The sequence below is a fragment of the Pseudomonadota bacterium genome, assembly GCA_039033415.1.
GTDB lineage: Bacteria > Pseudomonadota > Gammaproteobacteria > Xanthomonadales > SZUA-38 > JANQOZ01.
In genome coordinates, this window is sequence record JBCCCR010000003.1 from 74,296 (window position 1) to 100,421 (window position 26,126).

Annotated in this window: 20 protein-coding genes; 13 read left to right on the forward strand and 7 right to left on the reverse strand. The window is 56.1% G+C overall.

Annotated features, from left to right (window positions below; genetic code table 11):
* Positions 1-75 precede the first annotated feature (75 nt).
* The 6 genes from AAF358_03220 (at position 76) to AAF358_03245 (ending at position 7,882) form a co-directional block, all read left to right on the forward strand.
* A complete protein-coding gene (locus AAF358_03220) occupies positions 76-720 on the forward strand; it encodes a sigma-70 family RNA polymerase sigma factor (protein ID MEM7704534.1) in 645 nt (214 codons plus the stop codon).
* Positions 721-722: 2 nt separating this feature from the next.
* Positions 723-1,751, forward strand: a complete 1,029-nt coding sequence (locus AAF358_03225) for a FecR domain-containing protein (protein MEM7704535.1) — start codon at positions 723-725, stop codon at positions 1,749-1,751.
* A gap of 152 nt (positions 1,752-1,903) precedes the next feature.
* The gene (locus AAF358_03230) at positions 1,904-4,537 is read left to right on the forward strand and encodes a TonB-dependent receptor (GenBank protein MEM7704536.1); all 2,634 of its coding nucleotides are present in this window, start codon (positions 1,904-1,906) and stop codon (positions 4,535-4,537) included.
* A 45-nt stretch (positions 4,538-4,582) separates the two neighbouring features.
* The gene (locus AAF358_03235; protein MEM7704537.1) at positions 4,583-4,945 is read left to right on the forward strand and encodes a DUF3649 domain-containing protein; all 363 of its coding nucleotides are present in this window, start codon (positions 4,583-4,585) and stop codon (positions 4,943-4,945) included.
* Positions 4,920-6,755 carry a PepSY-associated TM helix domain-containing protein gene (locus AAF358_03240; GenBank protein ID MEM7704538.1) on the forward strand — a complete coding sequence of 612 codons (1,836 nt, stop codon included), beginning with the start codon at positions 4,920-4,922 and terminating at the stop codon, positions 6,753-6,755. Before AAF358_03235 ends, AAF358_03240 begins: the two co-directional genes overlap by 26 nt.
* 815 nt (positions 6,756-7,570) lie before the next feature.
* Positions 7,571-7,882, forward strand: coding sequence for a hypothetical protein (locus AAF358_03245; GenBank protein MEM7704539.1), 312 nt, complete (start codon positions 7,571-7,573; stop codon positions 7,880-7,882).
* Between the two features lie 9 nt (positions 7,883-7,891).
* Here the strand turns inward: AAF358_03245 and AAF358_03250 are convergent, their stop codons facing one another.
* Positions 7,892-9,502, reverse strand: coding sequence for a sodium bicarbonate transporter family protein (locus AAF358_03250; protein MEM7704540.1), 1,611 nt, complete (start codon positions 9,500-9,502; stop codon positions 7,892-7,894).
* A gap of 116 nt (positions 9,503-9,618) precedes the next feature.
* Here AAF358_03250 and AAF358_03255 point away from each other — a divergent pair, with 116 nt between their 5' ends.
* Positions 9,619-9,906, forward strand: coding sequence for a winged helix-turn-helix domain-containing protein (locus AAF358_03255; GenBank protein ID MEM7704541.1), 288 nt, complete (start codon positions 9,619-9,621; stop codon positions 9,904-9,906).
* A 125-nt stretch (positions 9,907-10,031) separates the two neighbouring features.
* On the forward strand, positions 10,032-10,535 hold the full coding sequence (locus AAF358_03260; protein ID MEM7704542.1) for a phosphoribosyl-AMP cyclohydrolase: 504 nt from the start codon (positions 10,032-10,034) through the stop codon (positions 10,533-10,535).
* Between the two features lie 153 nt (positions 10,536-10,688).
* Here the strand turns inward: AAF358_03260 and AAF358_03265 are convergent, their stop codons facing one another.
* The 3 genes from AAF358_03265 to AAF358_03275 all read right to left on the reverse strand — a co-directional run bounded on the left by AAF358_03265 (position 10,689) and on the right by AAF358_03275 (position 13,630).
* Positions 10,689-11,444: a Stf0 family sulfotransferase gene (locus AAF358_03265; GenBank protein ID MEM7704543.1), complete on the reverse strand. Its 756-nt coding sequence runs from the start codon at positions 11,442-11,444 to the stop codon at positions 10,689-10,691.
* Positions 11,445-11,586: 142 nt separating this feature from the next.
* Positions 11,587-12,150, reverse strand: a complete 564-nt coding sequence (locus AAF358_03270) for a histidine phosphatase family protein (GenBank protein ID MEM7704544.1) — start codon at positions 12,148-12,150, stop codon at positions 11,587-11,589.
* A 109-nt stretch (positions 12,151-12,259) separates the two neighbouring features.
* Complete coding sequence (locus AAF358_03275) at positions 12,260-13,630, reverse strand: hypothetical protein (GenBank protein ID MEM7704545.1); 1,371 nt, start codon at positions 13,628-13,630, stop codon at positions 12,260-12,262.
* 556 nt (positions 13,631-14,186) lie between these two features.
* Here AAF358_03275 and AAF358_03280 point away from each other — a divergent pair.
* The 4 genes from AAF358_03280 (at position 14,187) to AAF358_03295 (ending at position 18,718) form a co-directional block, all read left to right on the forward strand.
* The gene (locus tag AAF358_03280) at positions 14,187-14,684 is read left to right on the forward strand and encodes a hypothetical protein (protein MEM7704546.1); all 498 of its coding nucleotides are present in this window, start codon (positions 14,187-14,189) and stop codon (positions 14,682-14,684) included.
* Positions 14,685-15,051: 367 nt separating this feature from the next.
* The gene (locus AAF358_03285; GenBank protein MEM7704547.1) at positions 15,052-15,786 is read left to right on the forward strand and encodes a hypothetical protein; all 735 of its coding nucleotides are present in this window, start codon (positions 15,052-15,054) and stop codon (positions 15,784-15,786) included.
* Positions 15,787-15,938: 152 nt separating this feature from the next.
* Complete coding sequence (locus AAF358_03290; GenBank protein MEM7704548.1) at positions 15,939-16,499, forward strand: sigma-70 family RNA polymerase sigma factor; 561 nt, start codon at positions 15,939-15,941, stop codon at positions 16,497-16,499.
* Positions 16,496-18,718 (forward strand): serine/threonine-protein kinase, encoded by a 2,223-nt coding sequence (locus tag AAF358_03295; GenBank protein MEM7704549.1) that lies wholly within the window; start codon positions 16,496-16,498, stop codon positions 18,716-18,718. Before AAF358_03290 ends, AAF358_03295 begins: the two co-directional genes overlap by 4 nt.
* A gap of 20 nt (positions 18,719-18,738) precedes the next feature.
* On the opposite strand, the gene AAF358_03300 is transcribed toward AAF358_03295, so the two are convergent.
* The 3 genes from AAF358_03300 to AAF358_03310 form a co-directional block, all read right to left on the reverse strand.
* On the reverse strand, positions 18,739-21,057 hold the full coding sequence (locus AAF358_03300) for an Ig-like domain-containing protein (GenBank protein ID MEM7704550.1): 2,319 nt from the start codon (positions 21,055-21,057) through the stop codon (positions 18,739-18,741).
* Positions 21,058-21,118: 61 nt separating this feature from the next.
* Positions 21,119-22,534 (reverse strand): hypothetical protein, encoded by a 1,416-nt coding sequence (locus tag AAF358_03305; GenBank protein ID MEM7704551.1) that lies wholly within the window; start codon positions 22,532-22,534, stop codon positions 21,119-21,121.
* Positions 22,531-24,018, reverse strand: coding sequence for a choice-of-anchor Q domain-containing protein (locus AAF358_03310; protein MEM7704552.1), 1,488 nt, complete (start codon positions 24,016-24,018; stop codon positions 22,531-22,533). The genes AAF358_03305 and AAF358_03310 overlap by 4 nt, the downstream gene beginning before the upstream one ends.
* Before the next feature lie 502 nt (positions 24,019-24,520).
* On the opposite strand from AAF358_03310, the gene miaB reads away from it, so the two are divergent.
* On the forward strand, positions 24,521-25,939 hold the full coding sequence (miaB, locus tag AAF358_03315; protein MEM7704553.1) for a tRNA (N6-isopentenyl adenosine(37)-C2)-methylthiotransferase MiaB: 1,419 nt from the start codon (positions 24,521-24,523) through the stop codon (positions 25,937-25,939).
* Positions 25,940-26,126 lie beyond the last annotated feature (187 nt).

Sequence of the window (26,126 nt, forward strand, 5' to 3'; positions counted from 1 at the left end):
TTAGGCGGTCACTCTTCATGCGCTTTTTCGGCTCCGGCTTGCATCGGCTCACTTGTCCGCCACTGGGTTTCTGTGATGGGAAGTGACGGTAAGCTGCGTCGCAGACTTGAGTCCACTGCGGAACCCTTAGGGGACCAGCCAGTCTTCTCAGAGCAAGGCTCTTCCTTCAAACAGTCGAATACCCTAGCTACGGGCCAGTCTGAGAGGTCCACCGATCCACTCCAATGGATCGATGCGCTCTATCAACGGCATTCGGGCAACTTATTGGGCTATCTAAGAAGCCTGATCGGAAGTGGCCCTCCGGATCCGAGAGACATTGTGCAGGCTTCATTTGAGAGGCTTGCAAGCCTAGATTGTCCAGAAAAAATCGCTAATCCTCATGCCTTTCTGTGGAGGGTCGCACAGAACATACTGTCGTCCGAGCAGCGGTCGATGTCAGTTCGAGAGCGGCATGCAATCAACGTGGCCGACGTTTTCTACTCAGATTCAGGTAACGGTCGTGACCCCGAAGGCGTCTTACTTGCTAATAAAGAGCTATCCGCGGTCATCAATGCTTTGGAAAGTATGCCTGAGAAACGCCGAGTGGTGTTTCTAATGAGTCGGGTAGAAGGCTTATCGCTCCTAGACATCAGCAAGCGTCTCGGTATCTCGCGTCCCGCCGTATCGAAACGCCTTTTACTGGCGTTGAAAGAGCTCCGAAAAGCCACTCAGCGGATGTGAACGTGAGAGACGAGACGAAATCCAGCTTACCCGAAGAGCTTGTCGATGAGGCGATGGAATGGCTTGTTCGATGCTCGATCGACAATTGTAGCGAGGTCGATCACCAAAAACTCGAACTCTGGCTGCAAAGAGACGACGCACATCGAGAAGCTTATGAACTGGCCGACCTGACCTGGCAGAAGCTGGCACAGCTTCCACGTTCGCAGTGTTCGCCCGAATGGTTTGGTATCCAGCCACCAGTTACACCCGCACCAGATCCAGCGCTGATTCAATCCAAAAAGGCTCAAGGATGGCGTCGACCCTGGGCATGGGGTGGAGCGAGCGCTGCCGCTTTGGTCGTGGTTGTTTGGCTAGTGGGTGCTGCCCAGATCAAGCCTGGAGTTACGCTCTACAATACGCAGGTCGCCGAAATAAAAGAGGTTATGTTAGAGGATGGGACTTTGCTGGCGCTTGGTGCGGAAACTACAGTCGGCGTCACTTACACCGATAGCCGCCGCACCGTCTCACTCGACAGAGGTGAAGTCTTTTTCGATGTGGCATCGAATCCAAAGCGGCCGTTTACCGTTTCTAGTGCTGCCCTCAACATTACCGCGGTAGGCACAGCGTTTGAAGTGTCACGAGCGGGCGCCTCTGTTGACGTCGCCGTGGTGGAAGGCATCGTCGATGTGGCGTCCCGATCCCAAACCAGCAAGGAGGCTGACGTCCGTCTGACCCAAGGTCAGCGTGTTAAGAGTGTTGGAGGCGCATTATTGTCAGTAGAAACTGTTGCGATCGACGCAGTCGGTGCCTGGCGGGGCGGGGAACTGGCCTATGTACGGGCTCCCCTGAGTGAAATCATAAGCGATGCCGATCGTTACTATAGCGGCACCATAGAAATTATGGACGCCTCACTGTCTGACCTTTCCGTCAGCCTTATTCTGGACGCAGGTGACACGGAGGGTTTGTTGAATACGCTTGAAACGGTCGTTCCTATACGAGTGAGTCGCTTGAGCGACGGAACCTTCCTGATTACGAGACCATACGAGGGGTAAAACGGGTTTTCCTGATCGCCATTTCCTAGTAGCCCTACGATCAGAAAAAACTTTTCACCAAATCGTCTGCAAGGCGTCTTACTTCTTTACCACGAATGATTCTTAGTCGCGCTGACGGGCAATGCGCCCCTCGCGACCTAAAAGGGGTATGAATGAAGACGCTGACAAGAGCCGGGTTCCGTACCCTGGCACTCACAATCGCACTGTCCACTACTTGCACGGTGTCCGTCTTTTCGCAGGTTGCGGTCTCTGAGGTATTAGCTCGCGAAATAGATTTGTCGATCCCAGCAAGCTCTCTTGCCGAATCCTTAATCGAGTTAGGACGTCAGTCGGGGCTCCGTATCGTCGCCTCGGACAGTGTAACCGGAGATATAGTCGCGTCTGCGCTGGTTGGTCGGTTCACTCCGGAGGCAGCAATAGACGCACTACTGTTCGGATCAGAGCTCAAGGCAGTTAGAACGACCGATGGCACCTACGTCATTCGTCGCGATGATTCCTCTAGCAAGGCACCGGGCCGCAAAAGGGTAACTCCACCTCCCGAAACGGTTGCGGTGCCGCTCCGATTAGATGAGATCTTAGTATATGGCACTAAAAACACGGTCGACGCTCAGAGCACCATTGAATCGGTAGAAGTTTTCACAGCGGAACGTTTCAGCAGGGAGAACCTTTTCGACATTGCCGATGCATTAGAACGCACGCCAAATGTATCGCTGATTCGTGGCGACCTCACGACCATCAATATTCGTGGCGTTAACCGTAATGGCACAAACGGTGCGGGCACGGGCTTAGCTGTTAACATATTTCAAGACGGCGTGCCCTTATCTAATGAGGCCTTAAGGTTCGGCTCGTCAACCGCGTGGGACATTGAGCAGCTTGAAGTCTTGCGTGGATCGCAATCGAATGTTCAGGGCCGAAATTCCATCGCCGGCGCAGTTGTTCTCCAGTCAAAAAAGCCGACCTATGATTGGGAATACGCATCCCGCGCGCGATTTGCTGAATTTGGCACATTGCAAACCGCGGGCGCGGTCTCAGGGCCGATCATCCCTGATCAACTCGCCTTTCGAATCAGCGCCGACTATCAGGAAACCGACGGATTCATCGACGATCAATTCTCAGAAGACCCGTTCGATTCCCGCGAGGCTTTGACTGTTCGTGGGCGCTTTTTGATTGAGCCCAAAGCCATGAGCGGACTTAGCGCTCTGCTGACAGTTGAACACAACGACCGGCTTAACGGTGATGTTCCGGAGGTACGTTCACAGGCCGGTGACTTGGGTTTCGATCCACAGGCGCGAACAACATTTGACGAGAGAAAGATCACAAGCGACTTTGAATCGATTAAGGCGATCGCGGATATCACATACGGGTTCAGCGACAGCGTAACGCTAAAGTTCTTGGGCACGTATGAAGACGCTGACAATGTCACCGTTGGCAAACAGCGTGAGTTGAACCAACCCGATACCGAATTTGTGCGGGTTGGCACGGAAAACGTGACCTATTCTGCGGAGGCCCGATTGGCATTTGATTTCGGCGCGCTGACCGGTGTGCTCGGTGGGTACTATTTCAATGACGACAGCAACACCAACAGATCGGCAACACTGGTCATTAGCGAACTCGTACCTTTTTTGATCGATCCAGTAGACAGCGTCTATCGAACTGACGTCCAAAATTTGACCGATGTAGAGAACTTCGCGTTATTCACATCTTGGCGCTATGAAACAAGCGATAAGTGGACGTTAGATTTTGCAGTGCGCTACGACGACGAACGCCGTACCTTTGAACGCCCGGAAACATCAGTTACGACCGAACCCGCAAGCTGCGAGGCCACCGCACCCGGATTTGTCGTAGGTCTGCCAACCCCTGACCTAGTCACGGTTCCCTGTACGTTTGGCGAAGATGCGCTTGTGCCGGAAACCGAGCCTCTGCAATCCAATAGTTTCGGCGTGCTGCTCCCAAGTGCAGCCGCAACCTACCACGTCACGGCGGATGCTTCGGTCTTTGCCGGCTACCGGCGAGGCTATCGAGCAGGGGGTACCTATCTCTCCCAATCCTTTGATGCTATCGATTTGCTCGAAGTGCGCAGCTATGACCCTGAATTCCTAGACACCTTTGAGGCCGGCTGGCGCACCCAGTGGCTTGACCAGCGACTGATCGTAAACGGGACCGTTTTCTACAGTGAATACGAAGACCAGCAGATAGGTCTAACGGACGATGCTGGTTTTCTCATAATTGCAAATGCGGCAGCCACATCGCTTTACGGGCTTGAGTTGTCCGGCACGTTTAGAGCCACGCCGGAGCTTGAATTGACAGCCAGCCTGGGCCTGCTTGAAACAAACATAGATGATTTTGTCGTTCAGGAGGACGATCCTAATTCGCCTGAAAACGAATTCCTTGACCTGGCTGGGAACGACCTGGATCGCTCGCCGAACCTGTCCTTCAACTTGGGTGCGAATTATCGGCTGCAAAGCGGCTTTTTTGCCGGGGTAAACCTCAATTATCAGGGAACTTATTTCTCCGACATATTCAACCTCGAGGCCGACGATCTGGGCGATGGCTTTACTGAAAAAACGGATGCCGCCACCATCGTGAACGCGCAGGTAGGTTACAGTTTTTCGGATAAGGTTACGGTCACGGTTTACGGCACCAATGTGTTCAATGAAGGATCACCGGACCGTATCAATATCGGCGGGCAGAACGCAGCAGTTAATCCTGGTCAGCTGCTGAACGAATTTCAATTCGACATACGTCAGCCGCAAACCTTTGGGGTAACCATTGAGACAAGATTTTAGCCAGCAGGCATCGGCTAGAGTTGTGGGCAGAAATCTGCGATGACAATGAGTCAGATCCTCAAGCGATTTTATTTCTATCCTGTGTTTTCACGCGTCATGGCTGCGGTGCTCGGAGCCTATGTCTTCACTAACGTTATCTCGTTGCTACTGTACTTTGTCTTCGTCAATACTGACCTTCTTTATCTTGAGACTGACTCCGTCAATCGCGACTTATTGGCGTCGGGAGGCAACGCCGCGCTTGGAGCCGTCTTGCTGAGCCTTCTGATTTATCCCCTCGCGGGCATGTGGGTCTTCTATGCCCGGTCGGCGACTCGCGCATGGACCGTCATGCTGGTGCCCAGCCTGCTTGGTGCAGGTCTTATTTACCTGCTTTTGCCAGCCCATGTCCGAGAATCATTGGGCGGTTAATGTGGCCAATACACCTGAAGTGCGCCCGGCGGCGGCCCAAGGTGAGGCCAACGGCTTTCGGCAGGTGATGAGCATCCTCCATACTTGGTCGAGCTTATTGCCAATCTGGGTGCTCTATTTCGTCTTTATCACAGGATCAGTCGGCTACTTCCGATTTGAAGTGAACAATTGGATGACGCCAGAGGTTGTGCATGTGGGCGGGACGGTCGACGACGCAATCACGATCGAACATGCGGTCAAATATCTAAACCAAAATGCGGCCGGAGCATCGAAATGGACGGTCAGTTTTCCAAGCGGGCGCAAAGAGACGGCGCACATGCGTTGGTACAGAACGCTAGCACCGGAGGAATTGCAGACGCTAACTCCAGACGAGCAGCGTGCGCTGCGCGAGAGTAATCAGGGCAGCCTCGATTACGACCCGATTTCCGGCGTCACTTATGGTGACGAGGTTCGGGATACGGGCGGCGGCGATCGGATCTACCGGATGCACTATATTCTGCATTATCTGCCGCTGACTCTTGCTAAGAAACTTGTGATCATATGCACCATCCTGATGTTTGTCGCATTGATCTCGGGCATCGTTATCCATAAGAAAATCTTTAGAGATTTCTTCACTTTCCGCCCTGCAAAGGGTCAGCGCAGCTGGCTCGATGTTCACAATATCTTTTCCGTCATGACCCTGCCATTCCAGCTGATGATCACTTACAGCGGCATGCTTTTTTTCGTCGGTTCGATTATGCCTTTGGTTGCCTACGGGCCGGCCGCAACGCTCGGCTTTGATGTAGAAAACGCCTTGAGTGCATTCAGCTCGCCCCAGACAAGACTGTCCCCCAAGAACAAGAAACTCTACGATCTTGTTGTGGCGGAAACCCTGGGGGTTTCAGGTTCTGTCTCCTCGCAACCGACAGGTGTAAAAACAAACATGGTGCCCCTGCCGTCGTTGCTTTCAGATTTCCGCAACCGTTATCCGGGTCAACGCGTTTCCTACCTCTCACTCGTTCATCCCAACGATGAGAGTGCAACCGTGACGATACAGTCCTCTCTAGGTTTGGATGGCAAACCGACGGCCAAAGAAACCTACAGTGCAACGACCGGCGAGTTGTTGAGCGACCCTTCGCGAGAAAAACTGGGTAGCGTTTCGGGAGATGTACGGAATGTTGTGCTAAGCCTACACGAAGGACGCTTCTCGCCAATTGCCTTGCGTTGGCTTTATTTTCTGTCAGGTTTGGCAGGTGCAGCTATGATAGCCTCCGGCGCGGTTTTATGGGTAAGCAAAAGAAGACAGGCATACGAATCGAAGCTCAAGCGCTTTTCGAAGAAAACTGGCGATACAAAAGCGGCGAACGCAGCACCCGAACTCGGCAATGGCGTGGTTTTTGTCGAGCGCATGAACGTAGCTACCATCATAGGCCTGCCGATTGGAGTTGCCGGCTACTTCCTCGCCAACCGCCTCATCCCGGTTGCAATGGAGAACCGTGCAAGTCTTGAGGCGGATGCGATGTTCGCCGCATGGGCGCTGACTTTCGTTATAGCAGCGATCCGCCCTCGGACGCGTATTTGGCCAGAACTGATGTGGGTCGCATGCTTTTCTTATGCCGCGATCCCCCTCATCAATGCGTTCACCACTGACAGGCACCTGGGTAAGAGTCTTTGGGCCGGCGACTGGATGATGGCAGGTTTTGATCTGACGATGTTTGCAACCGCGGCCCTGTTCTTGCTTGCGGCGCGTCGAAGCGCTGCGCATCAAGAAGATGTCCAACCCGAGAAAAGACCTGCAAACCAGCAGCCGATCCTAGACCCTGCAGAATGAAGTTGCTTGTGTCAGTCCCGCTGATCTTTGCAGGCTGTATCTGCCTTTGTTTGTCGCTCGAAAAGCACTTCCTGGTTCTGATGCAAAAGTCTTTGGCCGGCCACCAAAGAATCGGATTGCGTGCTACAGGATACGTATTGCTCTTAGCCAGTCTTGTGGTGGCATTTATCGGCGGTAGTTTTCTTGGTTTCGTCTATTGGTTTGGCCTGTTTTCGCTGGTCGCAATACCCATACCGTTCCTTCTCACTCGATTTGCTCGGTCACTCAGTGTCACGAGCCGACCTGAATAATAACAACGGGACATAATGGATCATGGGGCCAAACTGCAGGGTCCGGCTCCGCCGCATTTCTTCCACGTTTGCCTTGATAGAGGAAATTTTGCACGTTTTCAGCTGCGGCGATAGGCGTCTTGGGGCCTGCGAAAGGGAGGGCAATAAGACCCTGCCCCAACAACGGCACAAGCGCCGCAGATTTTTGGCGGTGGCGTTAGATGCATAACCAGCTAGGTGACTTGGCACGGACCATTGGGCTCTGGTTTTGCGTTGACAAACCAGAGTTCCATCACATTTCGTCTGCCGCGATGTGGAGACCCTGCAATAGCCCGGGGTCAGTATCCCGGGGTCAGGACCAGGCGTCAGATCGAGTTGGACTCGGAAATTGGTTCCGTCCCCCCCATGGGTTCCTGCGATGGGTTCGTCTAGGCACAAGTGTTGTTTCGGTGTTGTGTTGCCAACCAACCATGCCTTGACCAGTTGCAGCCGGTCCTCCAGCCAACAATAATGCGCGTAAGACCTTCCAGGAGGGACCGTATCTCTGTGGCCACCTACGCTGTGCGTATCCTTGTCAAAGGGCCATTGATTGATTCGGCTGATGGTGACCGATTTGCCGGCGCCTACAGCAATCGCTACGTCTCTGCTACCGATGAGGTTTTGGCCAAAAAACGAGCGCTGGAAGCGCTCAGACAAGAACGACAATTCCGCGCCCTTAGACGGGGCAACGGAATTGATGAGCCAGAAACGGAAATTGACTCCGTGCGCAGAGCCTCTTGGCTAGAAGGACTGAGTAGTAGCGACGCACTGGTCCTGTGCCGGGACAAATCACCGGCACTGACCAAGCGCGAATTTTAATTTAAGACCTCACGGACCGAGGCGTCCACCACCGGTCTCCTCAAAGACCTCAGCATCTTCTTCCTCATCCAGAGCCGCCAGGTGTTCGCGGTCGAAGAACTTCGGCAACGAGCGGCGGATGGGCACCAGCATCGCAATCAGCACCGGAAACAGCAGGCCCAACGGGCTCGACTTCAGAACCCACAGAGCCGCAAGACAAACCACCTGAATGGCGGTGAAGGCATGTACAACCTTCATCGGGACCTTTCCGATGAAATGGTGCGATGTGGGGTAAAGCCGCGGATCCATTGCCCACATTTTGACTCGCTCAAAGAACTCGTTTCCGGCAAGGGTGGCGAATCCCATAAACAGGAACAGGCCAAACAGCACCGACATCGGGATAGTTGCCACAAGCGGCAGGAACAGCAGCGATGCACCGATCAGGGCGTGCACTAGCAGCGGCGACATCCGATTTTCGCGAACCGACACAATTTCTTCGCGAACTTGCCCGCCGGTGTCCACAACGCGGTGGGTCGCCAGACTGCGAACGTGGTTCAGCGAGTGCACGGTTGCGGCGACGATCCAGGGCAGACCGAAAAGCGAACAGACCAGTACGATCAGCCCCACGATGAAAAGATCGAGGTGATAACCACTGCCTTTCTTGAGCTTGTGATGTTTGGCATTGACCAGACGCGTGGTGATGTTCTGGTCGAGAAAGAGCAGCACAACCGCCAAAATAGCCGGCACGATCGACGCAAACCAGATCCAGGTCGGCACCGCAAACATGTCCACCATCCACGGCCGTCCAGTTGTCGTTCCCAGCGTTTCCGGAACTTCAGCGTGACTGCGTGGCACCTCGTTCATCAGGATGGCGATGATCGTCATCACCACGATAGAGATGGCCGGACCAAAATCAGCGAGAAAGTCCCGAACCCACCACCGCAGATAGGACGAGTTACGGAACCACTGCAGCGTGCGCGCCACCACAAACGTGCCGATCGCGAGCACAAGGCCGAGCAGGGCAGCGTCATAGGGGGTGTCTGGGTCGGTGAAGCCCGCCGAAATGTCGGTGACCGCTTCGACAATAAAAATCACGGCGATCAGCGCCGCGAAAATTTCATCGGTGAAGCGAGTAAAAAACCGCATCAACGCGCTAGCGTCGATCACGGCTAAAAGCATTAGCAGAAGGCCGGACCAGACGCCGACCCAGGCATAGGTGGGCAGAAATTCGAGCCCCAGATCCCCCGTCGTCTGATAAAGCAGCGCGGTAAAAATCACGATGGGGCCGGTGCCGCCAAGAATTGTCAGCGGTTGGCCGGAAAGCAGCGCGAAGGCCACACCACCCGCGGCGGTGGCGATCATCATTTCGGTCGTGCCGATCTGTCCGTCGGTTAGGAAACCGGTCAACGCACCAAACGCAATGGCATTTGCCAGACATGCGAAGTACAGAAACAGGGTCGAGCCGAGAACCTTGCTGTGCATTCCCTGGCGAAAGTCATCGACGTACCAGACAAGGCGACGTTTTAAATCGTCCGTCAAACCACCGGCGAATCGTCCGGTGTAGCGTAAGCCATCGTCGTTTGCGGTGGCGTTGGCCACGTCGCTCGCATCATTTGAACCCGCGTCTGTCGTTGTTGCCATGAGATCTGGTTTTCACCCTCGTATGCTGTCAGCAGATACCGGAATTATTAGTCATGCATTCACGGTCATGTTATACCATTCATGACATTCGTTCGCAATGGTGTTAGGCTTTTCACATGAACGCTGGCTGGACCTTTCTTACTAATCACGCACATGTGCTGTTGAGCCTCGCCGCAAATCCCGACGCAACGATGCGTGAGGTGGCCGAGCGAGTGGGTATCACCGAGCGCGCGGCGCACCGCATCGTCAGCGACCTTGAGAACGAGGGAGCGCTCACACGCCATCGCAACGGCCGGCGCAACCATTATGAGATTCGGCAGGAGTTCCCGCTGCGACATCCCATTGAGAAACACTGCTCGATCGGACAGCTTGTGGCCATGGTGGCGCGCGGTGAAAAAAATTGACTCCTGGGGTGTCGAGACGTCCTCAACACCCCAGGCTTTCACATCATTCGAAACGCATAAACCAGCCCTGGGCCTGGCGAGTCGAATCGAATGTTTCTTTACCTTTCCAAGAACGGAGATCACGAATGATCAGCGATACTGGCTCTAACGCCGCCATCACCGAACAAGAACTGGCTGACGCCCGAAAAATCTGGGGCGATGCCCTCGTTGCGGTATCAAAAGCTTACGAGGATGGTGGTATCGACGCCGCAACAGAAGTTGCCAACGGCGCGCTTGATGCAGCCTACGCCTACGAGATGGGCCCGGTTCTGTTCAAGCCGACGCTGGCGAGCGGAGAAAAGACCTTCCGACCCACTCGAGAAGGTGCGCTGTCCTATTTTGTCGGCCACAACGACCAGTATCCTCTTGACGGTGGATTCGGGATTAAGGGGTGGCGCACCGTTGTGTCCGAAACCTCAGCGAGCTTCATCCAGGGCGACGTGGCCATGTGGATGGGTTGGGTGACGTTTACCGACAAGGACGGCAATATCACCAAAGTAGACAAGAGCTGGGGCTACAAGAAAGACGCCGCTGGCACTCTCCGCATCGTGCTGCATCACTCTTCACTGCCGTACGATCCGGCCGCCTAAGATGCCGGCCTCGCGTCGTTGCAACGGCGCGTAGGGGTCTGCATCAATCGCTGCGACATGGAGCGCTTCCAGTGGGTAAGCGCTCCCACTCAAAACCAGGGCATGATTTCGGGGTGGAGACGAGACCGCTTCGGCCTCTCATCTCTTCCCCTTTTACTCTGACCCCAAAATTTCAGATTCAAGGCCCGCTTTATCACCAATGTCTCGGCGAAACTGGTCGGACCAGGCCACGCTGGCGGATCGGGACGTAGAGACGAATCGCGTGGCACCAACCGCGCGGAGTGCCCACAAGCCGAGCGCCTTGTCCGCCGTGCGGCGCCCATAGAGCGCTCCAAGCAGGTTTAGCAGTTGATGCTCCGGGTTTTCCCGGAGCGCCTCGTAGCTGACATCGAGGCAGGGAAGCTGCATATCCCGCAGAAATCCATCCAGGTGATTCTCGGCCCGGACCAGGGTCTGGTAGTGAGGAAGGACCGCTTCATAACGATACGTTAGCGCGTCCGACTCACCAGCGGATTCTGGGTCGCCATGCTCGGAAGGCGGCAACACCGCGACTTTGCGATCCGCCGACCTGTGATTAAACCGATGCCAGACTCCCGACTGAATCGCCAGGTAACGAGAGACGGCCTGCGACGCTCGATCGGTCCTTTGAAGCCGGATGAGTACGGGGTTCTTTGCCTGGAACAGATTCGCCAAACGGGTTTTCTGCTCTTCTGACAACGCCTTTTCGACGTGAAGCATCGAGTCCCAGATCAGCTTGGTTCCGATTCGAGGCACCCATGCGTCGCGGTTCAACGCCTGGTCGAGGGGCTCAATAAACCGGCCAAAATCTCGCTGTCCATCGAGAAAGGCCTTAACGTGTTCCGGCCTGACGTCTTCCCGGATCGGGTGGCATTTCAGTGAGCGCGTCAACAGGTCACAGAGCCAGGTGCTACCAGAGCGCGAAGTCGTCAACACCACGACATGCGGCGACCGTTCTCTGCGCCGCAGTCCATAGGTAAAGCCGGATTCCAAGCTTCGAGCAGTTTCGCCCAGTAACGATCGCAGAGGCACGCTAAACCCTCAGTTCCTTTGCGCCCGGCAAATCCTTGGGTCGGATAAACCGCACCAGTCGCCCTGCTGGCAATTGGGCCTGTAGCTGCGTTACTGATTGGCGCCCCACCATTTGCTGTAGAGGCAGATCGAATTCCGCCAGTGCGCCGGTTGGGAACTTAGCGTGCATCCGTGCGACATCATCCGGATCGCCTTCGCAACAGAGCAAGAGGGCAAGGTCGTGCATCCCAGGATTGTGCCCGACCAGCATGACTCTGCCGCCTTCGTCCCCGTGCGCCCCTTCGATGGCTATGGACAAAAGCGTTAGTTCGTCGGCGTGGTAGAGGCCGGCGTGGCTGGTCAGTGGGGTCTGTTGATCGAAAGACTCGCAAAAAAGGCGGGCCGTGGCTATCGCTCGTTCGGCGGTAGAGCTGATGACCCGGTCGATACGTAGATCGGAACTAGCAAAGTGCGCGCCCATCGCAGGGGCTGCGCGCTCGCCCCGACCGGCGAGCGGGCGGTCATGATCGCGAAGTCCCGGGTGGTCCCAGGAGGATTTGGCATGTCGAAGAAGAAGAATTCGCATAGGGCGTACACATTTCGTACGCAATCCTACCGGATAACTGCCTCAGCGAGCCTAGAAAATCAGTTCCGATCCACTCGTTCGTGTGTCCGTGTGACTAGCCTATCGCCAGCTAGTCACTGGAAATACTGAACAACAGCGTGTCTTCGTCGCCTTCCTCAGGGTCGTCCGAAACGCCCAGGGTATCGTCGCTAACGCTGAAACTCTCCGCACCGTCTTCAATGACCAATATGTCTGAAAATATCGTTTCATTGGTAGCGGCCCCAGCAATATCAGCTCGAATGGAAGCGACTGGTAATGCGAGGGGCGATACGGTCTCAGGTACTTCGGAAGTGCCGCCGACGCGCAGGGTTCCGTTTTCTCCCGGGACCACAAAGACCGGATGATCGTCGTCGTCGATGTAGGGGCTGGTGCCATCGCCGCGCTGAATCGCGAAAAGAAACCGATCCGATGAATCGGAAGGGCCAATGCGCAGCACCGCATAGCTGTCGTCGGCTCCAATGACGGCGGCAATCCTGCCGTCGGTGGTTCTGACGGGGTCTGATACCCGGGTGACACCTTGAATGAAAGAGTCGATCACCCACCCTGCTTGCTGGACGCTCGAAATCGCACCCAGGTTGTCCATCTCCGCTTGGAACACAAACGCCTGAAACTCGCCATCAACACGAGGCGCGTAGATTCCAACGACAAGACTCCCAGCATCGCTCGCGACCGTGTCCATATGACGAATTCGAATATTGAGGTTCCCAGGGTGGGTAAATGACGCCTGGCCCAACGGGTTGCCCGACGCATCGAAGCCGTAAACTGAGTAGGCGCGGTCAAAGTCTGACTCTTCGGGAGCTCGTGAAGTCACCCAGGCATTGCCGTTGCCCGAAACAGACAACCTCACGCGCTCCTCAAAGGTATCGACATTCCACGATCGAAGCCAAATGCCTTCGCCGTTCGAATCCAACTTGGCTAGAAACGCACGGTCGGGACCTGGCTCTGACGGATTGAAATCGCCTGCGACGTAGAGGTTTTCCTGCTCATCCAGACGAACGCGACGGATGTTCATTCTTCCAAAGGCAAATGGATCGCGCCTCACGGTCTTTTCCCAGACCAGTCCGCCCGATGCATCGATGCGGATGAGCTCATCATCAATGGCGATCAAGAAATCGCCGTTCGCAAAGCGCCGAAGATCTTTCGGTTCTACGGTGCTCGAAAAGAAAAGCTGACGGCTGTCCACCAACATTCCCGTTGCGTCGACTTCAATCAAGATGAGTGGCCGCCCCAATCTATCGTCTCTGAATCGGCGATCAAGCAGCGCATACACGTTTCCTGACGAATCCGAATCTAGGGCGATTAACCCATCTTTATCAGAGCCCACACCACCCGCGCTTGGGCGTCCATAAAGCAGTTGCCACGCTTTGGTCCCCGGCGGCGGGCTTTCAAAACCGTCAAGGAATAGCTCGTCCGGGCCTCCGGCAGTCGTTTTGCCGACCACTATCAGCGTCCCAGCTAGCAGTATTACCGGTGCGTTGTACCAACTTCTCATGGCGGTTCGCCTTCGTTTGAGCTATTTCCTGAAGCGCAGGTGATATCGAAAAGGGGTCACGCTAGGTATTTCGTACCTTTTTTGGTCTTTTTCGGACGCATACCGCGGAAACAGCTCAGAGCAAGCCCTGGGACCAACGTAAGGCGAACAGAATTCACGTCGTTGAGTCGCGCCCAGCGCAAGCCGAGGCCAGGTTATCTTTCCGAATCCAGGACAAACCCCGGAGACAGAAGCAGGGCCGAGGACGGGCTGAACCTGGCGCTCGATCTTCATCCATTTGCTCCAGCTGGAGGTGATTGACACAGAAATTTGAGGTAGCAGAACTGCCTCAATCAAACTTAAACTAACGGATCATGAACCTTCCACAATTAGGAATTATGCTTTCTCATATTCGCTTACTCGAGCTACCTAGCTCTATGGAGGCAATCCGTCCCGCAACGCCGAAAATTGACCGGCCCGGGTCGAGAAAACTGACCACCGGTTATTAACTGGATAAAGGTTACTGATGACGAAGTACAGGGATCTAGCAAGGTTAGTCAATCGCCAGAAAGAGGGCGGCAAAGAAGAAAGGCGACTTACTGCAGAAGAAGAAAAGGCTCATTTAAAGTCCAGCCAACTAAGATTTAACGAAATCGCCAAGAGCTATGCGCAGAGCAAATTCAAAGTCATAGCAGATGACATCAACAGCCAGGGTGTTGATTGTAAATTTGGGTTTGTCGACAACAAGTCCAAGAACAGCCAATCCGACGACTCAGACCCCGAACAGGACGTTGAGAAACTCCATTTTCACGCCGAGGTGCTCGGACACAAATTGAGTGTCTATTGGTCTGACTACAACAAGTCAGTGGTTTTCAGCAGCTATCTGTTTCCTATCCGTGACAGGCGGGCAAAACACAATACGCGAGACCTGATGGTCACCATCGATGAATTAAACGAAGAGGTATTCGATACCCACGTCGGTAGGTTTCTGGACCTTGTTTTCGAGAAAGCAATCCGGAGTTGAAAGCAGTCACAGTTATTCCGTAATACCGCTACAACTGCCACGCAGCATGCAGGAAGCCTAGACTCGTTATCTCTGCTTAGTCGAAACACACGACCGATTGGGGCGCTTAACCTAAAGCTCTCACTCATAGCAGCTCGAATTCAACTTTTGGTCGAGGTGCCACGGCCCCTGCAGCGGTCGACGACAAACTTGGGAGTTCAAGTCTAGACCTTGGAATCTTCACCATCACCCTGTGATCGGATAGCGAAATTCAAGCCTCGAATTAGATTCTTGGGCCCTGCCGCCTCACACACCAGAAAATGCATGTGCAGTTTGTGGTCTAGCCAGCGTTCATCAAGCTGGGGAAACAGACGACAGGAGAGCTCACGTGCACCGCTACAAAACGCTTTGGATCTGGATGATCGTACCCATGATCATCATCCAGGCGGGAATCTTCGTCGACTACTGGGGAGAATTCTCGCGGAACAGGTGGGCGGTACATGTTCACTATTGGAACGCAACCATGTGGTATGCCCTACTGGTTTCGCAGCCATGGCTATTTGCGAAGGGAAAGATGGACGCACATCGGACCATTGGAATGCTTGGCCTCCTATTGGCCGGAGCGATGGTACTGCTTTCGATAGGTCAATTAGATCGGGACGTCTACTATGCAAATAGGGCCCGCGACAGTGACGGGCAGCTCGGACCCTTTACCGAATGGTTTTTCTTCCAGGTATTGATGATCGAGATCGTGTTGATCTTTGCGTTCTCGGTCGCCGTTGTGATGGCCGTAATAAAACGTCGGTCGCCAGAAGACCACGCGTGGTGGCTGGTCTCTACCGCTTTCCTGCTGATGATGCCGGCGTTGGGACGCGGGCTCCAGGGAGTCTGGATCGCTATTCACGGTTTTGGCCCGCAGCTTACCAGCGTGCTGACGACCCCCATTTACCTTTGCCAGGTGATTATTATTTCGATGACCTTGGTAGCTGCAAGCATGCTGGGCAAGCTACGCCATCCAGCGACCCTACTGGCCGTCTGCGCCAATGCAACGATGTTCGTTATGGAGCCGATCGCGCGTTCTCCCGCGGCCCAGGCATTCTGGCGTGCCGTCATTAGTGTCTGAATGATTGGTCGAATAAAGTTATGAGGATCGGCATTTTTTTTCAGGAACTTTCCGACTCGAATTCTCGGAGTCTGCAGCTCGATTCGTGTTCCACATTCCTAAGCTGTGTTAAAACCACAACGAGGCTTTCAAGGCGCAAGATCCAGACTCCTGTGACCGAGCTGAAAAGTACAACCAACCTGCTGCGCCAGATTCGCGAGGGTGATGTCCAGGCGCGCAACGAAATCATCGAGCGGTATCTCCCACTGCTCCACCGCTGGGCTCGAGGAAGGCTGCCGGCGAGCGCTCGAGATCTTTCGGAGACCGATGACCTGGTTCAGATTACGTTCTTGCGGGCTCTAAATAGGCTGGAAGACTTTGAGTCAGAGCGACCGGGAGCCTTTTTGGCCTACCTTCGCGCCATTTGCCTCAGTGCCCTTCGCGACGAGATCCGGCGGCGCAGGCGCGCCCCCCAGCATTTGCCCATCGAAGACAACCTGCTGGCCGGCGATTCATCGATACTGGAAGAGATGGTCGGCGGGGAGATCCTCACGAAGTACGAGCTGGGCCTCGGCAAAATGGACGAAACGAAACGCATGGCAGTCGTCATGAGAGTCGAATTCGGCATGAGCTACCGTGAAATTGCGGCAGAGCTTCAGCGCCCGTCAGTCAACGCTACGCGAATGCTGATTGTGCGAGCAATAGACGAGCTGGCCGAACTGATGCCCAGATGAGCACGCGAGACCGCACTCGGGCTCAGGCCCTGGCCGACGGCACTGAAATGCCAGCTGGCGGCAGCGACTCAGTAAGCCAAAATTTTTCAGATCTCCATCGCCTTTTTCAGGCTTTTAACGCTACCAGCGAGGCAAATGCTGAGGTCCGGCCATGCCTATTTCGGTGGCGGCACCTGGAGGTGGAACAGGAACTCGGCAAAGGCGGATTCGGCCAGGTTTATCGGGCCTGGGATTCCGTTCTGAAGCGACCGGTTGCCCTAAAGCTGGTGCCGGCTGACGCACAGTCTGAGCTCAGAGATCGGCTAATGATCGCCGAAGCGCAGCGTATGGCAAAAGCCCGCCATCCGAACATCCTTGCCGTCCACGGAGCCGACATTGACTCAGGTCGGGCGGGCATCTGGAGCGATCTGTTGACCGGTGAAACCCTTGAAGACCTGATTAGAAAGGACGGGCCGGTGTCGTCGGATACCGCCATTTTTTGGGCCATACCCCTGGTCAGCGCTCTGGATCTGATGCACCGCCGGGCGATGAGCCATGGCGATGTGAAACCGAGCAACATTATGATCGAACCGGACGGCACACCGGTCTTAGTGGATTTTGGCGCGGTGCAGGCTGCGCTGGGAGATCCTTCGGGCTTCGGATCTCCGGTGGTCATGGCGCCGGAGCAATTCGCCGGGTCTCCCGCCTCACCAGCCACCGACCTCTATGCTCTGGGCTGCACGTTGTTTTTTGCGCTGACGGGTAGCTACCCGCTGAAAGCCGGTTCGTTTGAGGAACTCGCACGACGTCACCATAGGAAAGAGGCTGGCAGCATGAACGGCGTTCCGCGCGAGTGGCGGGACGTGCTCGCTCGTTGCCTGGATGCAAACCCCAAGGCTCGTGCTACCTGTAGCAGGTTAGGTGACCTGCTACAGCAGCTCAGGACGCGCCGCTCCCGGCGGCGAAAGCAGCTGGCGATTGGCGGTATTTGCCTGTCGCTGGCGCTTGTCGCAGGCATCGCAACGTGGGCTGCGTTTCGCCTTGGCGCCGAGGCTGAACGAGTGGAGCAGATCAAAAACGTTGTGATCGAAGCGGTTGATGCCAGCCTGCCGGAGGCGCAGTCCGGTCCAGCGTCCGTCACGGCGCTGTTTTCAGCGCTTTCGGAACTCGGAGACGCCAAGCTCCAGGAGTACCCGCTCGCTCAAGCGGAGCTGCAGCTGATCGCAGCCAGAGGGCTGTTCGAGCTCGGGCACCTGACACAAGCGCTCGGGGTCGCTGAGCAGGGACACCAGACCCTGATCCATGCTGAACCAGACGCGTTCATCAAACTTGGAAAAAGTCTGATCAACCTCAGCAGCATTCGAGAGGAGCTTGGAGACATGGAGGGCGCCCAGCGAGACATAGAGCAGGCCCTAGCGCTGCTCTCTCGGGGACCTGACGAACTCGCGGCCCCCGCTCGACTCACTGCCTACAACAGGCTGGCAAACCTAGCGGGGGAGATGGGCGACTGGCATCGGGGTGCGGACGCTCATCAGAAGCTACTGGGCGAGCGGCTTGCGCTTTACGGTGAGAAAAGCGTTCGCGCAGCGGTTGACTACTACAACATCGGAACGGCCCAGAATGCTTTCGGCGGCCATGCCTCGGCGCTCGAAAACTTCAGGATGGCAGAGGCGCTGCTGGTATCCGCGGGCGATGGAGAGTCGCTGCGCATGGGGTACGTGCTACTTGGCCTTGCGATTGCTCTCGTGGAAACAGGCAGGCTGGATGAGGCACAGGCGGGCATTGACCGAGCGCGAAACCTGATGCAAGCCTCACTGCCTGACGACAGCTCACGCCTGCACACGCTGGAGATATTGCAGGCCAAGCTGGACGCCAGGAATGGCAACCTGGAGCGCTCGCGTGCGACGCTCGAGGCGATCCTGGCACGAGACAAGCTATCATCCACCTCCAGGCATCAGGCCAATCGCCAGCTCGCTCTCTACTACGCGTCGCAAGGACACTGGAGACGTTCTCAAGATACCTTTCAGTGGCTTATCGAAGAATCAGCTACACGGCGGTACCGCGCCCAAAGGATTTATTACGAGGCGGCGGTCAGCTACACGGCATTTCGAGCCGGGAGTCTGGAGACTTCTCCGAAAGTGAAGCTCGAGGCCGCAATCGAAGAGCTGTCAGAAACAGGTTACGCGGGGCTGTCAGAGTATGAACAACTCAAGCTGTGGCGAGAAACACTCAGGCCTTAGTGCCATGACAGCAGCTGTAATCACTCGGGCTCGAAGCCGCTTTGAAAGATAGCGTCTTCCAGAAGAGTAATCAGGTATTGCTGCGGCGCTGATCGGTCCACACCCCCATTGGCGACGCCGCCGTCGTCTGCGACCACAACGGTAAACGTAGCGATTCCAGTCTGACCAGCGGCCGGAGTATAGGTAAGGTCGCCGCTTCCAGTTACCTGAGGTACTTCGTCGAACAGGCTGGTGGGAAAAATGCTGGTGACGCTAACCGTCACGTTTTGATCTGATTCGTTCGCCGGTCCAGGTGTGATGGTCGCCCAGCCTGCTAGCCTCTGCGGCCCAGCGTTTGAATATATCGCCGGCGGGTTGTCCGCCTCGAGCGTAGGAGGGTCATTGGTCGGAATAATGGTCCAGAGCACGCTGGTGCGGTTAGCGTCATTGGCAAACCCGCCAAGGGAATCAACCCAGTCCGAAATATCGAACCCGTCGCCGGCCTGCGCCCACCGACCATCCCAAAATCGCAGCACCAGCGGCGGCGAGACGCCAGAATATTCGGGAGCAGGCAAGAAGCGCAGCCGGGCGTCAGCGGCCAGCACCAGCGCGCTTTCGTCGCTTACGTCCCCGCGAATGGATTGCCAGCTCAGCGATTCGGAATAGTACTGCCATTGACCCTCCATTCCGGCACCGTTTCCAATGACGCCGACGCCAGCAAATACATCGTTGTCGGCATAACGAGCAGCGGCCACCGTTAGCAGATCAACCCCGGGAGGGGTTACGTCCTCGCTGCTTGAGCTCAACATGGCGTTCTGGGGCGCGAGCGTATCTTCTGGAACTGCATTTCCGTAGATCAGGAACACGTTGTCTTCAGACGGAGTTGCAGTCAACACATCATCAATCCCGTCGCCATTGAAGTCGCCCGCAGGGCTGACAAAACCGACACCCTTGAGATCGACGCCCCCCCCGATCGTGAAACCAAGATCCGCGCCGAGGTTTTCCACGGAGGTAACGATATCCAAAGCTTGTGTTCGACCAAAAACCAAATCAATTCGACCAGCGCTGTTTACTCCACCTAAATCGGCGGAAGGAATGGCGATCGCAAAATCATCAATGCCATCAGCGTTGATATCACCCACGATCGAAACCCGTTCAACGCCAAGCGAGTTGTTGTCGGACGGTGGCTCCGGAATATTGCTACCGTTCAGTCCGTTGATCTGAAACAGCCTGAACACCGAGCTGAACGACTGACTATCGCCAAGCAGCAGGTATGAGTTAGGGGTATCTGGTGTTGCGCGTCCGTGAAGCAAAAGATCGGAGAGCCCGTCACCATTGACGTCGCCGGCGCCGCTGAGGCTGGATCCGAGAAACTCAGATTCGGTCGAACCGAAGATCGCAAACCCGTTGCTTCCGTCCAAACTCGAAATGGGAATCTCTCCGCTAAGCGCGCCCGAACCGAAGAAAACGTGCGCCCGTCCGGCCCCGCTCCGATTTTCAGCGGTCGCGTTGGGAGCGGCAATCAGCAAGTCGCTCCTCCCATCACCGTTCATGTCGTCCATTGCTGCCACCGAGTGACCGAACCGATCGCCGTCCAGGCTTCCTAGTAGCTTTGATCCGCGGGTGCCAAACAGGGTACCAGTCGATCCCAAAGACAGCGTTTCCGGAAAATCATCTTCGCTGCCAAAGACCACATAGGTCACTCCCGTGCGCATGCTGAAAACGCCAACGGGCCGTTCAGCGTTCGGAGCACCAACGACAATGTCATCAATCCCATCGTCATTCAGATCCCCGGCTCCGTCCACGGAAAACCCTGACCGATCTTGCACGCTGGCACCTGCCATGGCGAAACCATTGAACCCGAGTAGGTTAGTAAGATCGAGCTCCGCTGGCACCGGCAATGCTGAGCCAAAAATCAGGAAGCTCTCCCCAGCCCCGCCTATGCCTTCTGGGTCCGCCCAAGGAGCTCCAACTAGGAGGTCGTCAACGCCATCATTGTTAATATCGCCGGCGTTGGCCACCGACCAACCAGCTCGACCCGATTTGCCGAGAATCCTAAACCCGCTGCTGCCATCCAACGTCGCCACATTGAAAGGGTCTGGAATGGTTTGAGAGGTTCCAAAGACTACGTAGACCGATCCCGCCAGGTTTCTGCCCAGGGGCGAGTCGTTCGGTGCCGACACAACCAAATCCGATAGTCCATCACCATTAAAATCCACGGCTGCCATAGCGAACCCAAACCCGACAAATTCCACCGGAGACCGAGTAATCCGAAAGCCATATCGCGGGCCGAGATCCTCTAGCTCGAGCACGGTTCCCGTGAGGCCAGCTAACGGCGACAACAGAAAGGCTAATGCCAATGCGATTGCCAGGTGAGCTATAAAATCCCCTTTGCTTCCTTGATGCACAGTTAGACCAACCCTAAGGACAAAGCGGGGAATCGCATTCAAAACTGTCGGCAAAAAGCGGCAGCAATGAATCGAGATAGCCGGCGCCCAGCCTCCAGAGTTCCGGTCCGTGTACCCCATCATCAGCAACGAACAGCAGGCGCGAAGGATTGATTTCCCAGGCGATGGGTCTTCCGATACCGTCTGCCGCGCCCGGATTGATATCCGATACCATGGCAACCCTCCCGGCCCGGCCGTTGGTGACCCACAGCTCCTGGCCATGGGCTTCGGTTTCCACTCGAAACAGCAGGTGTCCATCGACGACGGCGACCGGCCACGGTGCTTCAAAATTGGGGTTGCTCCCCAATGAGGCAACCAGAGTGGTCGAGGCGCCGTCCGTTTTCCACAGTTGGGGGCCGCCCCGGGTCCTGACGCCGAAGTACAGCTCTTCGCGATACTCGAGGAATGCAATAGGATCCGAGCCATCTTCGCCCGGCGCAAAGTCTCCCACCAGCTGAGCGCCGACTCCGTTTGACTTCCATACTTCAAGCCCGCGGCCAGGAGTATCCGCAGCGAAATATACCTCGCCCTTATAGGTAAGACTGATCGGATAAGCCAAAGCTCCGCTCGACTCCCCTCCTGGATTAAGGTCATCAATCAGGGTTGCCTGTGAGCCGAGGAAATCAATTAGCCAAGGCTCGGTGCCCAGGCTGTCGAAGCCGGCATCCTCCGTGCCAAAAAAGAAATACCCGTTCTCCACCGGTCGGAAAACGCCGCGCGGCGACACCTTGTTGCCAGCGCTGGATCGGATTTCTGTCGCTGAATCTTCTATCAGCCAATGAGGCGCCGAACTGATGATTGGGTCGGAGGAGGCGCGTGCCGACAGTAGAGCGCTGTTCGGTCCCGTGGGTATCAGGCAGCAGGGAGCCGAAGTCAGCGATGACCCGTTGACATCCACCCAGAGCTGCGGCCCGCCGACCGCGTCAGCCCAGAACACCTCATTTTGTACCGTCGGACTAGTCGCCGAAACCAGCAATCGGCCGCCGACGTTACCGAGCCAGTTTGGCGAGGTGATCCCCTGGTAAGCCGTCGCGGGAAAAGCCGGCGAACTGATCGACCATAACTCTAGATTACCGTTGGCGTTGGCAGCTGAGACATAGACCAACCCCTTATCGATGCCCAGAACCCGTGCGCCGGAACCCGTTGGGCCGGGGATAAATTCGGCAGCCAGGACGGTGTTGGCCGCCGTTCCGTCGCTGACCCAGATTTCCGTCCCGCTGTCAGGATGCAACGCCTGGAAAAAAAGCTGCTCGTCGCGCACTTGGCCAAGCGGTAGCGGCAATCCTGCGGGCCCTGGGTTGATATCCAGTACCATCTCCGGCTGCGCATGAGCTACAACAAATGCAGCGAACCACACCACACCGACAACAACCGGGAGTCGGAGAATCACGGACCGTCCTCAAATCCATCCCTGAAGACCAACGCCTCCGCCGGAGCGGAGCTAAGAAACTCGAACGCCCCCATGTCACACTGGGCTGAGCCGCTGCTGTCTCCGTCGACCGGCATGGGCGCGCCCCGCTGGTCGGCGCTCAACGAAACGCCAGCAGCGTCCACACAGCGCCCGGCATCAATGGCAGGGCTAGTCGCAGCAAGAGGCGACGTTCGCAACTGTCCGGTTCCCGCAATTTGAGCAAGCCCAGCGGGAACGTCGAAAAGCATACCGGCAGTGAAACCGGAGACAGAACAAGGCAGTCCGCCAAGAATTGGTCCGGAATCGCTGATGAGGGAGTAATTACCCGAGCTAAACCGACCCGCGCAGTCCGGATATTCCTGCCCATTGTCGCTATTGAGCGCGAGGATGGAACTCACGATCCGGCTGTCCGTGCCCTCCGCGAGAAAGACCCCACCAGCGTTTCCTTCACCGTTGCCGTTGGCGTCAGCCAGGTTGGAGCGGATTGTCGTGTGGGCCAACTCCAGCGTGCCTCCACGTTGGTAGATAGCGCCACCGCTTCTCTCTGCGGAGTTGTTGTCGATGTGAACGTTGGTAAGACTGATCTGCACGCCAGAGTCATTGAGCAGCCCTCCTCCATCGCGACCTGCGGAATTGCCATAAATTGCGGAGTCCCGAATTCGCAAAACCTGCCCGGTCAGCGTAGTGATACCACCCCCGTCTAAGCGGGCGACGTTGTCATTCATTTGAACCCGGGTCATATCGCCAATCGAACTTGTAAGGAGCAGTGCTCCACCAAAATCCGAAGCGTCATTGAATTCCAAAGTGGAGTCCTCAATGTCCAATGGCTCGTTAGCATAGACAGCCCCACCGGACTCAGCGGTATTATCGGTCAACGCGCTGTGTCGGATGATCAGGGGGATCGACAGCGCACTGGTCTGAAAGATGCCGCCGCCCAGCTCAGCAGAATTGAGGCTCAGCTCGCTTCGAGTGATGGTCGCCGCACCAACAATCGACATGGCGCCGCCCAGACGGGCGTTGTTTGCGGTGAGAATCATGTCCTCTAGGTGCACGGTGGCGCCTTGTTGAATGAGCAAACCTCCACCCGCTTGGGCGCCGCTATCTCCGTGGCGGATGGTAAAACCGCGCAGAGTCACGGTAATGGGCGTGTCGGGATTCGGAGCAGAAACCAGGATGACGCGCCCACCACCGACGAACGGAAACTGGGAGGGCTGGAGCCACGTAACCGCAGCCGACTCACCCTCAATCGTGAGACTTTTTCGTATAGCGATGTTTTGCTCCGTGAGTGCCCCTACGTAGTCAAGCCGAATCGTGTCACCGGGCGCGGCGGCAGCATGCGCCGCGTGCACGGAGGTAAAGTCACACGGCCCGCTGCACACGGTATGCGTAGCAGCCTGTGGATTGTTTGGGTTCACGGCGATAGCAAGTACGCCGGCCAGCGTCAGTGCACGTCGGTCCATCATGTCTCCCGTTCGAAAACTTTCTTTCCAAACGGAGGCCAGTCTCCAAAGTGCACATCTATTTTTCGGTGAATAGACGCTGCTGCCGCCTGATAGGCCGCCTCCGGATCATTCAGCAGTAGGTTCAATACCGACAGCCGGTTGGAAAAGAACAGACTGTGCCATTAGAACTCCAAGAGTTTCCGTAACGCTGTTTTGACCTTGGCCCGCTGATCATGCGCGTTGGTTCGGCGCCATCTATCGCCGCTGCGCGAACGGGCAGTATGGCCGAGGTACGCTGGCTTGCTCCGACACGAAACGTCGTGGCGAAGCGACGGATCCAGGCGACCGCCCTTCTCTGAGCGCCAGGAATTGCATAAAATCCCTGGCCTCCTGGGTTCCAAAGGCGTGAAGCGCCGCAGACCCGGGCAAAATTTTCACGCGGTCCGGGCAGATCCCTTCCTTATCGAGCGTCGCTAAGCGACAGACGGCTGCGCCGAAACCGCTGCAGAGCTGATTGAGAACGATGCACAAGGTCTTCATAAAAACTTACGGCTGCCAGATGAACGAGCGAGATTCGGAACAGGTCTCGCAGATGTTCCTCGATCGGGGTGGCTACGCCATGACTCCGAAAGAGGAAGAGGCGGACGTGATCTTGATCAACACCTGCAGCGTCCGCGATCAGGCGGAACAGAAGGCCCTGGGCAAGATGGGTCTGATGGGGCGTTATCGAAAGCGTAAGCCTCACGTTGTGTATGGCTTTCTGGGCTGTATGGCCCAGAGCCGCGGTGATGAACTCATCGACAACATTGCGCACCTCGATCTGGTGGCCGGTACGCAGAAGTATCACAAGGTGGTGGATCACGTGGACGAGATCCTGAATCACCGTCTTCAGCAGCAGATGGACGACGTCAGGTTTTCTATCGTGGACGTGGCCGAGGAAGAGGGCTCACAAAACACCATCCGTAACCACAAGCTCAAGGAGCAGCAGGCCACGGCTTTCGTGAGCATCATGCAAGGGTGCAACATGAAATGCACTTTCTGCATTGTGCCGTATACCCGAGGCCGCGAGCGTGGTCGTCCGATTGCGGAAATCACCGATGAGGTTCGCCAGCTTGCCGACCGAGGCGTGCGTGAAGTCACGCTGCTCGGTCAGATCGTCAACCTTTACGGTCGCAAGGAGTTCCCGAAAGTGGACGGCAAGTCGCCGTTTGTGCAGCTGCTCGAGGCTGTCCACGAGGTAGACGGTATCGAACGCATTCGATTTACCTCGCCGCATCCTATCGGCTACCGGGACGACCTGATCGACGCGTTCCGATATCTGCCGAAGCTGGCATCCCACGTGCATTTTCCGATGCAGTCGGGCAGCGACCGCATTCTGCGGGCGATGCATCGACCCTACAAGGCCGAGAAATTCATCAGCATTTGCGAAAAGATGAAGGAGGCGCGTCCCGACATCGCTATCAGTACCGACATCATTGTCGGCTTTCCCGGCGAAACAGAAGCGGACTACGAGGCCACCAAAGAGGTTGTGCGCCAGCTGCAGTTCGATAACGCGTTCGTTTTTCGCTACAGCAAACGTCGGGATACACCCGCCGCTGAAATGCCCGATGAGCTGCAGCTGCCTGAGCACGTCAAAGAAGAACGCAATCAGGACTTGCTGGAGCTGGTAAACCAGATCGCTCTAGAGAAAAACCGCCGCTATGTCGGACAGCGGGTCCAGATCCTGTGTGAGGGGGTGAGCAAGACTAACCCGAACACCCTGATGGGCCGCACCTCACAGAACAAGATTGTGATTTTTGAAGGAAACCGACAGCGCCATACGGGCGAGATGCTCGACGTGTACGTGAACGAAACCACCGGCTTTACGCTTTACGGTGAACTGGCGATGGCCGGGGAAACTCCGCCGGTACCCAATCTGCTGAAAGACGTTGCGATTCGCTAAGCCGGCGACGCTCGGCGGTGACACAATTGCTGTCGGCGTGAGGCATTCCCGAACCTTCCCTTGACCGGCGCGGTGGCGGTTCAGCCATGCCGCCTGATCCCGGCTCAAACGACCCTTCGGAATTCGGGTCTCCTCCGTGCAGAGGTACACTTAGCGCTCTTTCCCGTGACGAGATGGAACCCATGGC